This is a genomic window from Georgenia alba, assembly GCF_042665525.1.
In the GTDB taxonomy this organism is placed as follows: domain Bacteria; phylum Actinomycetota; class Actinomycetes; order Actinomycetales; family Actinomycetaceae; genus Allobogoriella; species Allobogoriella alba.
In genome coordinates, this window is record NZ_JBHTCQ010000002.1 from 126,641 (window position 1) to 140,081 (window position 13,441).

Annotated in this window: 11 protein-coding genes; 6 read left to right on the forward strand and 5 right to left on the reverse strand. The window is 73.2% G+C overall.

Annotated features, from left to right (window positions below; all coding sequences use genetic code 11):
* Positions 1-71: 71 nt before the first annotated feature.
* Complete coding sequence (locus tag ACFQQL_RS10525) at positions 72-1,718, reverse strand: ABC transporter substrate-binding protein (protein ID WP_382394071.1); 1,647 nt, start codon at positions 1,716-1,718, stop codon at positions 72-74.
* 210 nt (positions 1,719-1,928) lie between these two features.
* Between ACFQQL_RS10525 and ACFQQL_RS10530 the strand changes: the two genes are divergently transcribed.
* Complete coding sequence (locus ACFQQL_RS10530) at positions 1,929-4,535, forward strand: ATP-dependent DNA ligase (protein WP_382394073.1); 2,607 nt, start codon at positions 1,929-1,931, stop codon at positions 4,533-4,535.
* Between the two features lie 156 nt (positions 4,536-4,691).
* Here ACFQQL_RS10530 and ACFQQL_RS10535 read toward each other — a convergent pair whose 3' ends face one another.
* Both ACFQQL_RS10535 and ACFQQL_RS10540 read right to left on the reverse strand, forming a co-directional pair.
* Complete coding sequence (locus ACFQQL_RS10535; RefSeq protein ID WP_382394075.1) at positions 4,692-4,853, reverse strand: hypothetical protein; 162 nt, start codon at positions 4,851-4,853, stop codon at positions 4,692-4,694.
* Between the two features lie 258 nt (positions 4,854-5,111).
* Positions 5,112-6,341, reverse strand: a complete 1,230-nt coding sequence (locus tag ACFQQL_RS10540) for an MFS transporter (RefSeq protein ID WP_382394077.1) — start codon at positions 6,339-6,341, stop codon at positions 5,112-5,114.
* 97 nt (positions 6,342-6,438) lie between these two features.
* Here ACFQQL_RS10540 and ACFQQL_RS10545 point away from each other — a divergent pair, with 97 nt between their 5' ends.
* Positions 6,439-6,966 carry a CGNR zinc finger domain-containing protein gene (locus ACFQQL_RS10545; protein WP_382394079.1) on the forward strand — a complete coding sequence of 176 codons (528 nt, stop codon included), beginning with the start codon at positions 6,439-6,441 and terminating at the stop codon, positions 6,964-6,966.
* A 20-nt stretch (positions 6,967-6,986) separates the two neighbouring features.
* Here ACFQQL_RS10545 and trxA read toward each other — a convergent pair whose 3' ends face one another.
* Positions 6,987-7,358, reverse strand: coding sequence for a thioredoxin (gene trxA, locus ACFQQL_RS10550; protein ID WP_382394081.1), 372 nt, complete (start codon positions 7,356-7,358; stop codon positions 6,987-6,989).
* Between the two features lie 123 nt (positions 7,359-7,481).
* On the opposite strand from trxA, the gene ACFQQL_RS10555 reads away from it, so the two are divergent.
* The 3 genes from ACFQQL_RS10555 to ACFQQL_RS10565 are packed head-to-tail and all read left to right on the forward strand — an operon-like array spanning position 7,482 to position 11,473.
* Entirely contained in the window at positions 7,482-8,774 is a 1,293-nt protein-coding gene (locus tag ACFQQL_RS10555) for a glutamate-5-semialdehyde dehydrogenase (protein WP_382394083.1), read from the forward strand.
* A gap of 54 nt (positions 8,775-8,828) precedes the next feature.
* Entirely contained in the window at positions 8,829-10,205 is a 1,377-nt protein-coding gene (locus ACFQQL_RS10560; protein WP_382394085.1) for a PQQ-binding-like beta-propeller repeat protein, read from the forward strand.
* Entirely contained in the window at positions 10,202-11,473 is a 1,272-nt protein-coding gene (locus ACFQQL_RS10565) for a hypothetical protein (RefSeq protein ID WP_382394087.1), read from the forward strand. The genes ACFQQL_RS10560 and ACFQQL_RS10565 overlap by 4 nt, the downstream gene beginning before the upstream one ends.
* 98 nt (positions 11,474-11,571) lie before the next feature.
* Here ACFQQL_RS10565 and ACFQQL_RS10570 read toward each other — a convergent pair whose 3' ends face one another.
* A complete protein-coding gene (locus ACFQQL_RS10570; RefSeq protein WP_382394089.1) occupies positions 11,572-12,744 on the reverse strand; it encodes an aromatic acid exporter family protein in 1,173 nt (390 codons plus the stop codon).
* 220 nt (positions 12,745-12,964) lie between these two features.
* On the opposite strand from ACFQQL_RS10570, the gene ACFQQL_RS10575 reads away from it, so the two are divergent.
* A complete protein-coding gene (locus ACFQQL_RS10575) occupies positions 12,965-13,426 on the forward strand; it encodes an rRNA adenine N-6-methyltransferase family protein (protein WP_382394091.1) in 462 nt (153 codons plus the stop codon).
* The last annotated feature ends 15 nt before the right edge of the window (positions 13,427-13,441 follow it).

Below are 13,441 nucleotides of genomic sequence, written 5' to 3' on the forward strand. Positions count from 1 at the left end.
GCCCGGCCGAGGGAACGGGACGCCGCCGGACGCGCCGTCCCGTTCCCCCGAGGTCTCGCCGATGCGGTCGCTCAGCGGTGCAGCGGGGCGAACCGGAACTTGAACGAGCTGTCCAGAGTGACGCCCTCGACGTCGTTCTGCGCGACGGCGATCTGGGCGCCCTGCAGGAACGGGATCGTCGAGAGGTCCTCCGCGACCGCCTCCTGCGCCTGCTCGATGAGCGCGGTGCGCTCCGCCTCGTCCGTGGCGACCGCCTGCTGCCGGATCAGCTCGTTGGCCTCGGCGTCGTCGTAGTGGTTGAGGAGGAACGTCTCGTCCGTGAAGAACGGCGTCAGGTAGTTGTCGGCGTCGGAGTAGTCCGGGAACCAGCCCAGCTGGTACGCCGGGTAGAGGTCCTGGGTCCGCTCCTGGGAGTAGGTGTCCCACAGCGTCTGGGCGAGGTTGACCTCGAACAGCCCGTCGGCCTCCAGCTGGCTCTCGATCATGGCGTACTCCTCGTCGGAGGAGTTGCCGTAGTGGTCGGAGTTGTACTGCAGGTCGAGCTGCACGGGGGTCTCGACCCCGGCGTCCTCCAGGGCCTGGCGGGCCGCGTCCGGGTCCGGACCGCCCTCGCCGTCGCCGTACATCTCGCGCAGCGGCTCGACGGCGCCGGTCAGCCCCTCGGGGACGTAGGAGTACAGCGGGGTGTAGGTGCCGGCGTAGATCTCCTCCGACAGCGCCTCACGGTCGATGAGGTGGGCGACCGCCTGGCGCACGGCCAGCGCCCGCTCGGGGTCGGCCTGCTCGGTCTCGGCGCCGTACGGCTGGGTGTTGAAGTTGAAGACGATGTAGCGGATCTCGCCGCCCGGGCCCTCGTGGACCGTGAGGTTCTCGTTGCCCGAGAGGTCCTCGAGGTCGGTGGGGCTGAGCGAGCGGTGGGCCACGTCGATGTCACCCTGCTGCACGGCGAGCTTCATCGAGGTCTCGTCCGTGTAGTAGGTCAGGGAGACGCCGGCGTTCTCGACCGGGCCGAGGATGCCGCCGTACCCGTCCGCCGGGGCGAACTGGATCAGCTCGTTCTCGCTGTAGTCGGTGATCGTGTACGGGCCGGAGAAGCCCTCGTTGTCCACGATCTCCTGGGCGGGGGTCAGCCCGTCGGCCGAGAAGACCTCCTCGTCGACGATCGGGCCGGCGGGGGAGGACAGGATCTGCGGGAAGACCTGGTCGTTCTCGCTGCCCAGGTGGAAGGTCACCGTCAGGTCGTCGACGACCTCGACCTCCTCGAGGTTGTACAGCAGCGAGGAGGGGCCGTTCGCGTGCGCGATGCCGACCTGCCGGTCGAAGCTGAACTTCACGTCCGAGGCGGTCAGCTCGTTCCCGTTGGCGAAGGTCAGGCCCTCGCGCAGCGTCACGGTGTACTCCGTGGGGGAGGTGAACTCCGCGGACTCCGCCAGGTCCGGCTCCACCTCGGAGCTGCCGTACGGGGTGTTCATGAGGTAGCCGAAGACCTGGGCGTGCACCTGCGAGGTGCCGTTGTCGTAGGCGCCGGCAGGGTCGAGGTTCGTCACGGTGTCGGTGGTCCCGGCGGTGATGACGCCACCGGCACCACCGCCTGCGCCGCCACCGTCGCCTCCGCCGTCGATGTTCTCGGTGTCCGCGCAGGCGGCCAGGACGAGGCCGAGCGCCGCGGCGGCACCGACCATGCTCCCGGCACGACGGCGCTTTCCAGCAAGTGCCATGGTGAGGGTCCTCTTCTGATCCAGGGGCACACCGAGGTGCCCGGTGCCGAGGCTCTCGTGCCTCGGTGGGCACCTTGTCTAACACACGCGCGGTCGACGGTCCGAGCCGCGCAGGTCAACCAGTGTCCCACGATGCGAAACTGCAACGTTCCCCGGGGCGGCGCCACGACGATCCGGGCGAGGGCCGCCGTGGTGCGCGACGATGGCTCCATGGCGAGGACCGAGCAGCCCGAGACCGTGCAGATCGACGGTCGACGGCTGCGCGTCAGCAACCTCACGAAGGTGCTCTACCCGCAGACGGGGACCACCAAGGCGGAGGTGCTCGCCTACCTTGCCGAGATCGCCCCGGTGATGATCCCGCACGCGGCCGGGCGGCCCGCCACGCGCAAGCGTTGGCCCGACGGCGTGGGGACGGACTCCGAGCCCGGCCAGTTCTTCTTCATCAAGGACCTGGAGCCGTCGGCACCCTCGTGGGTGGTGCGGGGGGACATCGAGCACTCGGGAGGACCGAAGACCTACCCGATCGCCGACGACGCCGCGACGCTGGCGTGGCTCGGTCAGGTCGCGGCCCTGGAGATCCACGTCCCGCAGTGGCGCTTCGGCAGTGACGGGCGGCGACGCAACCCCGACCGGATCGTCCTCGACCTGGACCCGGGGCCGGGTGCAGGGCTGCCGGAGTGTGCCGAGGTGGCCCGGCTCGTGCGGCCGGTGCTGCAGGGGATGGGGCTGGAGCCGGTGCCGGTCACCTCCGGGTCGAAGGGCATCCACCTGTACGCGGGCCTCGACGGCACGCACACCTCCGAGGACATCAGCGCCGTGGCGCACGAGCTCGCCCGCGCCCTGGAGGCGGACCATCCCGACCTGGTGGTCTCCGACATGAAGAAGACGCTGCGCACCGGCAAGGTGCTCATCGACTGGTCCCAGAACAGCGCCTCCAAGACGACGATCGCCCCCTACTCGCTGCGTGGGCGCCCGCATCCCACGGTCGCGGTGCCGCGGACGTGGGAGGAGCTCGACGACCCGGGGCTGCGCCACCTCGAGTTCACCGAGGTGCTGGACCTGGTGCGCCGGCGCGGCGACCCGATGGCCGCGATGTACGGGCAGCAGGCGCTGAGCACCTACTCCTCGATGCGTGACGCCGGCCGGACACCCGAGCCCGTGCCGGACCCGCTTGGACCGGCGGGCGAGCAGGCGGGCGCCGGTCGCGCCTTCGTGATCCAGGAGCACCACGCCACGCGGCTGCACTGGGACCTCCGGCTGGCGCACCGCGGGGTCCTCGTCTCGTGGGCCGTGCCGAAGAACATCCCCACCGACGGCACCAACCACCTCGCGGTGCACACAGAGGACCACCCGATGGAGTACCTCACCTTCTCCGGCACCATCCCTGCCGGCGAGTACGGCGGCGGCGAGATGACCATCTGGGACACCGGCACCTACGAGGTGGAGAAGTGGCGGGAGGGGAAGGAGGTCATCGTCACCCTCACCGGCCAGGAGGACGGCGGGTTGGCGGGGCCGGACGGTCCCGGCCGGGAGGCGAAGGTCGCCCTGATCCACACCGGCGGACGGGGCGAGAACGACGAGAAGAACTGGCTGATCCATCTCATGGAGGGCAGTCGGGTCGGGCGCACGGTGTCGGGTCGTGACCGCCGGCGCACGGGGTCGGGCACGACCGGCCGCGCGAGGTCGCACGATGCGCGCGAGGTCCCACGGCAGGACGCGCGTCCGCGGTCCCGCGGTGCGACCTCGGGTGCCGACGCTGCGGGTGCCGGCGTTGCGGGTGCCGGCGTTGCGGGTGCCGGCGCGCGGAGACCGGCTCCCTCGCCCATGCTCGCGACGGCGGGGGAGGAGCGCGACCTCCTGCCCGACCTCGACTGGTCCCTGGAGATGAAGTGGGACGGTGTCCGGGCGGTGGTGCTGCTGGACGAGGGGGCGGTCCGGCTGGTCAGCCGCACCGGCAACGACGTCACGGCCCTGTACCCCGAGCTCGCCGACGTCGGCGCCTGCCTGCGCGGCGTCGGCTCCGCGGTCCTCGACGGGGAGATCGTCGCCCTGGACGGCCGGGGCAGGCCGAGCTTCAGCCGGCTGCAGCAGCGGTTCAACCACACTCGCGAGGCGGACATCGCCCGCGGTGTGCGGGACGCGCCGGTCCACCTCATGCTCTTCGACGTCCTGGAGGTCGACGGCACCTCCACCGTCCGGGAGACCTACGACCGGCGTCGCGAGCTGCTTCGCACGGTCGTCGACGAGGACGCCCATCCACGGGTGGCGGTCCCGGACGCCTTCGACGGCGACGTCGACGCGGCACTGGCGGCGTCGCGCCGGTGGGGGCTGGAGGGCGTGGTGGCCAAGCGGCGCGATTCCCGGTACGCCGTCGGACGGCGCTCGCGGGCCTGGATCAAGATCAAGCACACCGTCACGCACGACGCCGTCGTCATCGGCTGGCGACCCGGCCGGGGGAACCGTGAGGGCGCCGTCGGCTCGCTCCTCCTCGCCGTACCGGGCGAGGGCGGCGCGCTCAGCTACGCGGGGCGGGTCGGGACGGGCTTCAGCCACGACGAGGCCGTGCGCTGGCGGCGCGAGCTGGAGGAGCGCGAGCGGTCCGCCGCGCCCGTCGACGACGTCCCGCGCCTCGACGCGCGCGACGCCCGCTGGGTGGTGCCGGACCGGGTGGCGGAGGTGGAGCTCGCCTCCTGGACCAAGGACGGCCGCATGTGGCACCCGCGCTGGCGCGGCTGGCGGCCGGACAAGACACCGGCCGACGTCGACCCGCGCCCGGGCGGGCCGGCGGCCTCGTCGCCGGACCGCGCGGACGCCTGACCCAGTGGGCCGCGCACGGACCGGGCGAGTCGGGCCTGAACCCGGGCGACCCGCTTTGCCCGCAAGGGCAGAGGCCTGACCGTCCCGTGGCGGATGGTGGGACGGTCAGGCCTCTGGGGAGGACCGTTCGGCCGGGGAAGCCGACGGTCGGTCTACTCAGAGCAGGCCGGCACGACGCTGCCGGCGCCGGGCGGCACGTTCCTGCCGGTTCGCCCGGCGCAGCTCGCGGATCTGGTGGATCTCGGCGGCGCGGGTCAGAAGCTCTTCGTGATGGATGCGAGCGAGAACGTCGTGCGTCTCGCCGATGTAGGGATTCACGTCCGTGTCCTTCGTTCTCGTGGCCCTCGAGGTGGTGTGGTGCGACACCGCAGCGGCACCGCATGTAACGGGTTAAACGTGTGATTGAGGTTACGCTGGCCGTAACCTACTGTCAATGCGGTTCCGGTTACAGACAGGTGGCTGCTGCCCGCTCCCGATCACGTGACCCACTCCATCACCGACCACTGACATGGGCGTCGTCGCGCTGCTCCTGGCAGCGCCGTCCGGGCTCCGGCGGGCATCCAGGACCGGGTGTGCTCACAGATGGGCGCGCGGGCGTCGTCCGCCGAGCACCCGGGCGCAGGCCACGGTGAGCAGCCCGCCGGCGGCGGCGAGCCCGAGTCCCACGCGGAGGGAGGTCGCCTCGGCGACCAGGCCGACCAGGGCGGGGGAGACGAGGAACCCGGCACGCATGGCGATGTTGATGACCGTGAGCCCGACGCCCGGCGGGGGGCCGTCGAGCTCGTCACCCGCGTGCATGGCGGCCGGGATCAGGGTCGACGCGCCGAGGCCCGACGCGGCCAGGCCGAGGATGGTCAGCGGGACGCTGGGGACGGCGACGGCCAGCCCCATGCCGGCGAAGATCAGCAGCCCCCCGGCCCGCGCGACGACGGCCTGGCCGAAGCGGTCGACGAACCGGTCGCCGGTCAGCCGGCCGAGGGTCATCGCGACGTTGAGCGCCACGAAGCCGAGGCCCGCCGTCGCGCCGTCGGCGCCGAGGTCACGACCGAGGTAGAGCGCCGCCCACGACGCCCCGACGTCCTCCACGAAGGAGCCGCAGATCCCGATCAGGCCCATCAGCGCCAGCGCCACGACGATCGCCCGGGCGGCGTGGAACCGACGCGGAGGAGGGGCGGCCGAGGCGTTCGGGTCAGGCGTCGGGCTGACCCGCTCGGCGTCCTCCGGGCCCGGCAGCATGGACCGCAGCGCGACGATCGCCACGGTGGCGAAGATCGCGGCCGAGCAGCCGATGTGCAACGGCAGCGGCACCGCGAGGCCCGCGGCCACCGAGCCCATGAGGCCGCCGACCACCGCCCCGATGCTCCAGAGCCCGTGAAAGGCGTTGACGATCGAGCGCCGGTAGAGGCGCTGGACGCGCAGGCCGTGCGCGTTCTGCGCCACGTCCACGACCGCGTCGGTGGCCCCGGCCAGGGCGAGCACGACCACGAGGACGGCCAGCGCGGGGGCCAGGGAGATGCTCAGTATGGCGAGCGCGAGCACGACGATGCCGAGCGTGGCGACCCGCGCGGACCGGAACCGGCCGATGAGCAGCGGGGCGAGGAATCCCGCCAGCAGTGCCCCGAGCGGGTTCGCGGCCAGGGCCGTGCCGTAGGTTGCGTCGCTGAGCTCCAGCGACGCCTTGATCTCCGGGTAGCGCGGGACCAGGTTCGCGAAGAGCGCGCCGTTGGTCAGGAACACGGCGGAGACGGCCGCCCTGGCCCGGCGGGCCTCCGGGGAGACGCCGCCGGAGCGCTCGGGGAAGGGCATGGATGGAGCCTACGGTCACCGTGAGGTGCCGGCCGAACCCGAGCCTGCGACCCGGTGGATAACCGGTAAACGGGGACCGTATGGTTACACTGGTCGCATGGTGACGGTCCCCAGGGTCGAGATGGCCGACGTGCTCGAGCTCGTCAACACCTACGGGCGGGTGCCGCGGGCCACCGCGCAGGACCAGGGCGAGGGGTATCCGGCCCTGTCCGCGGTCATGGCCGACAACGCGGAGCGGTTCCCGGGAACCGAGCTCGAGCACCTGCAGGCGCTGGCCGACGAGGCGTACCAGGTCTTCGCCGCGGCGCACGAGGGCGGCGACGTGGCGGACCGCGTCAACGCCCTGCTTGCGCCCGCGTCACCGACCCCCACCTGCACCCCCGAGTGCGGGATTGAGTGGGAGGTCGCCGACGCGGCCGACGCGCTGCGTGCCGCGCTCGGGGTGGCGCTGCTGGACTTCCTGCACACGCGCGGCGCCGAGCGGCTCGGGACCTGCAAGGGGATCCGGTGCGCCGACGCGTTCGCCGACCTCTCGCCGTCGGGCCGGAAGCTCTTCTGCTCCAGCGGGTGCCTGAACCGGCACAAGGTGGCCGAGCACAGACGGCGCGCGAAGGCGTCCGCCTGAGCCCAGCCGGCCTCCCGGCGTCAGGCCTGACCGGCCTGGTTCTCCGCCACCTGCTTGCGGACCTCGTCCATGTCGAGGTCCTTCACCGCGTCGAGCAGCTGGTCCAGGCTCTTCGCGGGCAGGGCACCGGCCTGGTTGAAGACCATGATCCCGTCCCGGAACGCCATGAGCGTGGGGATCGCGCTGATCTGGAGCTGTGCCGCCAGACCCTGCTCGGCCTCGGTGTCCACCTTCGCGAAGGTGATGTCCGGGTTGGCCTCGGAGGCGCGCTCGTAGATGGGTGCGAACTGCTTGCACGGTCCGCACCAGTCCGCCCAGAAGTCGACGAGCGTGATGCCCTCGGCGCTGACCGTGGGCTCGAACTCCTCGGTGGTGATGTTCTTGGTCGCCATGCTTCCTCTTCCGTGTCGATGGCGTGGTCTCTGCTGGTGCAACGTCCGTGGCTCGCGATCATTCCCGGCCACCGGTGCGGTCGCAGCCCCACCGGCGCGGCGCCGCCTGTCTACGCTGATCGCATGACGCAGATCACCGCCGACGGCGCGACGTCGGTCGCCGAGGCCGTCGCCACGCTCGCCCGGGCGGCCAAGACCGCCTCGCGGTCGCTCGCGACCGCCACCCGCGCCACCAAGGACGCGGCGCTGCACGCCATGGCCGACGCCCTGGTCGCGGAGGCGCCCCGGGTCGTGGCCGCGAACGCCGAGGACCTCGAGCGGGGACGGGCCGGCGGGATGGCCGAGTCGCTGCTGGACCGCCTCGAGCTCGACAAGGAGCGGATCGCCGGCATCGCCGACGCCCTGCGCGAGCTCGCCGCCCTGCCGGACCCGGTCGGCGAGGTCGTCCGCGGCTCGACACTGCCCAACGGCCTCCGTCTGCGGCAGGTGCGGGTGCCGATGGGCGTGGTCGGGATGATCTACGAGGCCCGGCCGAACGTCACGGTGGACGCCGCGGGTCTGGCCCTGAAGTCCGGGAACGCCGTCCTGCTGCGGGGCGGCTCGGCTGCGGCGCGCTCGAACGAGGCGATCATCGCGGTGCTCGGCGACGCGCTCGCCGGGCAGGGGCTCCCCCGCGAGCTCGTGCAGTCCGTCGACGCCCACGGTCGGGCCGGCGCGGTCGAGCTCATGCGCGCCCGCGGCCTGGTCGACGTGCTCGTCCCGCGTGGCGGGGCCGACCTCATCCAGACCGTCGTGCGCGAGTCCTTGGTGCCGGTCATCGAGACCGGGGTCGGGAACTGCCACGTGTACGTCGACGCCAGCGCCGACGTCGCCCAGGCGGTGCCGATCGTGGTGAACTCGAAGACCCAGCGCACCGGCGTGTGCAACGCGGCCGAGACGCTGCTGGTCCACCGCGACGTCGCGCCGTCGTTCCTGCCCGCGGTCCTCGCGACGCTCGGCGAGGCGGGCGTCACGGTCCACGGTGACGACGAGACGCGGGCGGCCGCGCCGTCGGGGCTGCGGTTCGAGGCGGCCACGGAGGCTGACTGGGCGACCGAGTACCTGTCGCTGGACCTCGCGGTGAAGGTGGTCGACTCCCTCGACCAGGCGCTCGAGCACATCCGGCGCTTCTCCTCCGGCCACACCGAGGTCATCTGCGCCACCGACACCCGTGCCGTCCGGCGGTTCACCACCGAGCTTGACGCGGCCGCCCTGATCGTGAACGCGTCCTCGCGGTTCACCGACGGCGGCCAGCTCGGCCTCGGCGCCGAAATCGGCATCTCGACCCAGAAGCTGCACGCCCGGGGCCCGATGGGACTCGCGGAGCTCACCACCACCACCTGGATCGTCGAGGGCGACGGCCACCTGCGGACGTGATCGCCGCGGGCAGGCGGCCGTCACGGCGAGCCTCGGTGGCTAGGGTGTCTCGGGATGGCTGGAGCGTCCGAGGAAGGACGGCGGGGGCCGCAGGGCGTCCGGCGACGGCGGTGGTGGGCGCTCGCCACCGTGGTGGTGCTGGTCGCCGCGGCGGTCGGCGTGATCGCCGTGGAGCGCTGGCGGGTCGCAGGCGGTGAGGCGGCGTGGACCACACGGGTCGACGGTGTGCGCGGGGTCGAGGACCATGACGCCGAACGGGTGCTCCTCGACACGCGGACCGGCTTCGCCCTCCTCTCTCGCGCGGACGGCAGCGTGCTGCAGGAGCGGCGGATCGACGAGGCGTGGGAGCCCGAGCTGTTCGAGCCCGCCGGCAACGTGCTGGCCCTGGTCGACCAGGGAGTCCTGGTCAGCACGTTCCCCCGGCGGGACTTCGCCATGATCGGCGTCGTCGGCGAGGACGGCAGGTGGCTCTGGCAGGAGCGCGTCGACGAGCGCCAGTTCGTGGTCGGGGTGGATCCGAGACGTTCGCGAGTGGTCCTCAACGCCCCTCAGTCCGGCCGGATCCGCGGTCTCGACACCGCCACGGGCGAGGAGGCGTGGGTGCTCCCGCACGACGAGGGACGGGTGTGGAACAACCCGGACTTCGTCGCGGAGGTCTCGTCGGCGACGCTGCTGGACACGAGCGTCCTTGCGGTGATGCGCTCCGCCGACTCCCCGGTCCTCAGCCTGATCGACGCCGCGGGCGGTCAGGTGCTCGCCGAGACCAGGCTGGCCGACGGGTCCGTCGGCGTCGGTCCGGAGGCCGTCCTGACCCTCACCGGCGAGGACTGCGACGTCGAGCTCTTCCACCGGGGCACCGAGGTGCCCGTGGACTGGGGCGAGGTCACGGTGCCGGAGACGTGCGGGCTCGTGCCACCCTCGGGGCGGCGCGCCTACGTGGTGGAGACCGGCGGACCGGTCGAACGCGTCTACGCACTGGACGTCAGGACCGGCGCGGTCGCCGATCTGGGCGTCACCGGGCTCGACCTGTGGCAGAACCTCAACTGGCGCGAGCCGTGGGGTTGGTTCCCCGCGGAGCACGACGACGGCTTCACCGTGCACGACGGCCGGACGGGGGAGTCACTCTGGACCCGGGCATGGACGAGCCAGAACACCGAACCCGACCGCACCTGGACCTCGCCGGGCCCCGAGCCGACCGATCTCGTCGACATCCCCGACGTTGGTCCCGAAGCGCTCGTCACCCGGGACCGGCCGGGCTGGTGGCAGCGCACAGCCGGTGGCGCCACGGGGTACGAGCTCGAGCTGTGGACGTCGCGGGGCGAGGCCGTCGGTGCGCTGTACCCACGCGTACCCACGGAGTCCGTGAGGGTGCTCGACGGGGAGCAGGCCGTCGTCGCGCTGGAGAACGGCGAGGTGGCGATGCTGCGATGACCGTTTCCGGGCCGGCGTGGGCTCGGCGCCGAGGCGTGGTGGTGGTGGCCGTCGTGGTCGCCGTCGTGGTCGTGATCGCGTGTGTCGTGGCCTGGGCGCGGTGGCGGGTGGCCGACGGAGACGCGGCGTGGGTCACCCAGGTCGACGAGTTCTCACCTGTCGCCGGCGACGACGCGCTGGTCGTCGACCACGACCGCTCACGCCTGCTGCTGGCCACGGAGACCGGCTTCGCGATACTCGCGCGGAGCGACGGAAGCGTCCTCGCGGAGCACACGATGGACGGTCCGTGGGACCAGACCGGCTCGGACGTCGCGCTGGTCGACGGCGGCGTGCTCGTCGCCGGGGAGTCCGTGCTCGGCGTCCTTGCCGGCGACGGCACGTGGCGCTGGCGGCTTCCGGGTACGGCACGCTCGCTCTGGTACGCCGGCGTCGACCCGGCACGGCGGACCGTCGTGGTGCACGACTCGGGGGCGGACGACATCGTCGGCCACGACACCCGGACCGGCGAGCGCGTCTGGAGCATCGACCGCCCCATCGCGCCGGATCTGGAGACGAGTCCCATCGGGGAGCCGGTCGCCGCGGTGCTGGGTGTGGACCTGCTGGAACCCGAGCGGCGCGGACTCGCCTTCGGCACGGCGGACGGCGCGCAGCACTACGAGCGGGCCGGCAACGGCTGGATCGGGATCGGTGCCGAGGCGGCGGTCGCCGTCGAGGACGGGTGCGACATGACCGTCGTCCGTGCCGACGGGCCGGTCGATGTGGACTGGCCCCACGCCGGCCCGCCCGACTGGTGCGACGCCGTGGCGGGGCGAGGACGGTTCGCCTTCGTCGAGAGCCGCGCGCGGACGTGGAGCCTCGACCTGACCTCCGGCGAGATCCGGGAGCTGCCCGTGGACGACCGGTTCGAGGAGCAGCTCCGCCAGCAGGCCGGCGTCGCGCAGGCGCACCGGTGGCTCGTCCTGGGGTTGCCGGGCGGTCTCGAGGTCTACGACGCGGCTACCGGCGAGGTGCGCTGGACCCACGAGTGGCGGGGTGGGGGCGAGATCCTGGCTGTCGGCGTCGACGGCGTCGTCGTGCGGGACCGGCCCGGGCCGTGGGACCGCTTCGTCGGCGGCGCCGTCGGTGGGGCCGTGATGCTCCACGACGAGTCCGGGGCGCGGGCCGGGACGTTCTTCCTCGGCGGTGCGGGCGTCAACGGTGCCCGGGTGCTCGGTGCCGGTGAGGCCGTCGTCGTCACGGACGACGGTGACGTCGTGATGCTGCGGTGAGGCCCTGAGCCGTGTCCGGACGTGCTCGAGGAGCGGCGCGTCGACGCACCGCCCCGCGGGTCATGGGGAGCGACCGTCCGGCACGGCCGGGCCGGGCGTCACCGCGCGGGGCGGTCGTCGTGGCCGTCCCGAGGTCGCCGTGCCCGAGTGACGTCCTGCGGTGGCGGGATGGCCTCGAGCTCGGTGAGGGCCCGGGCGATGCTGACCGCCAGCGCCGTCGCAGCCATCGTGCCGCCGCCCACCCGCTCGATCCGTGACGCGTCGAGGTGCTCGACGAACCGAGCCAGCGCGTCCCGGGCCTCCTTGACCGCCTCGGGGGCCGTGTCCGTGCCGTCGCCTCGGACGACCCGCTCCAGCCCACCGACCATATCCGCCGCCGCGGGCCGCAGGTCGGGACCGAGCGCGACCATCTCGTAGTCAGGCCGTTCGTGCATGCTGAGCAGGTCGACGAGGTCCTGCACGAGCAGCGCCACCCGGTCCAGGCCCCGGCCGTGCCGCACGAGCTCGTCGAGCGCCTCCCGGTGACGGCGGGCACGGATGTTCCCCTGCCGGGCTTCACTGGCAGTGTCGAGGGCGGCCCGCATCCGGGAACGCTGGGGCTCGAGGTTGTGCTGGCGCCGCCGCCACTCCTCGTCGTCGAGCGGCTCGTTCTGCGCCAGGGCCTCGGCGAGGTCGTGGACCTGGTTCGCGAGCGAGGACCGCACGTGCTGGACCGCCTGCACCGCGGGGGCGAGGGGCAGCGGCGGGAAGACGGCGTTGATCGCGATGCCGACGGCGCCGCCGAGCAGGACCAGGCCGGCGAAGACGCCGATGTAGAACGTCTCGCCACCCCCGATGACGAGGGTGAACAACGCCCCGGTCGTGGTCCAGCTGGCCATCGCGCCGAGCCGGCGCCAGCCCGCGAGGAGCACACCGACCGCCACCACGACCGCCACGGTCACGGGATTGTCCTCGGACCCGACGAAGTCGGCGGCGTGCGCGATGGCGCCCCCGATGGCGATCGCCGCGACCGCCTGCAGCGACTCGCGGACCGAGCCGGCCAGCGTGAACGTGGTCGCGACGACGGCGCCGAGCGGGGCGTAGAACGGGTACTCGGCGGCCGGGTCGGGCAGCAGCCGCGCGAGCCACCAGGCGATCGCCGCCGCCAGCGCCGCGCGCACCGCCATGGCCACCCGCGGGTGGTCCGCCCAGGCACGGAGCAGCGCACCCTGTCGCCGGACCTCCTCACGGGAGGGCAGGAAGGGGCCTCGCCGGTCGGAGTCCGTTGCCACGAGGACGTGGTAGCACGTCTGGGACGCCGCCGCCCGTCGAGCGGGACGCCGGACCGCGACAGAATGGGGTTGAGCCCGCCGAGCCGGACGACCTACGGTCGGGCCATGATCATGGTGATGGTGCGTCGTGCGCGGGGCAGGGACCTCGGCACATGGTGCCGCTTCGAGCAGGCAGCCCCGCTGGGGAGCGCATGAGCTGAGCGCCCGCTGGGCGCGACGCGTGGTCGCGTCCTCCGGTGCGGACCGCGGCGACCTCGTCCTCGACCTGGGGGCCGGACGAGGAGCGCTGACCCTGCCGCTCGTCGAGCGTCGCTGCCGGGTCGTGGCCGTGGAGCGGCACGCCGGTCGCGCGGCCGGGCTGCGGGCCCGCGCGCCCGACGACGTGACGGTCCTCGAGGACGACCTCCTCGCCGTCCCGCTGCCGCGCCGCCCGTTCCGCGTGGTGGCGAACCCGCCCTATGCGGTCGCCGCGCAGCTGGTCCGGCGGATCACGGTGCGCGGCTCGCGACTGGTCCGGGCGGACCTCGTGCTGCCCGCCTGGCAGGTGCGGCGCTACCTCGCCGACCCTCCGCGCGGCTTCACCGCCGCGGCGGGCCTGTACGTGCCGGCGAGCGCGTTCCGGCCGCCGCCGCGCAGCGACAGCGGCGTCCTCGTGCTGCGGCCGCGGGGACGGGTGCGGTGAGCGGCTCGGCAGTCT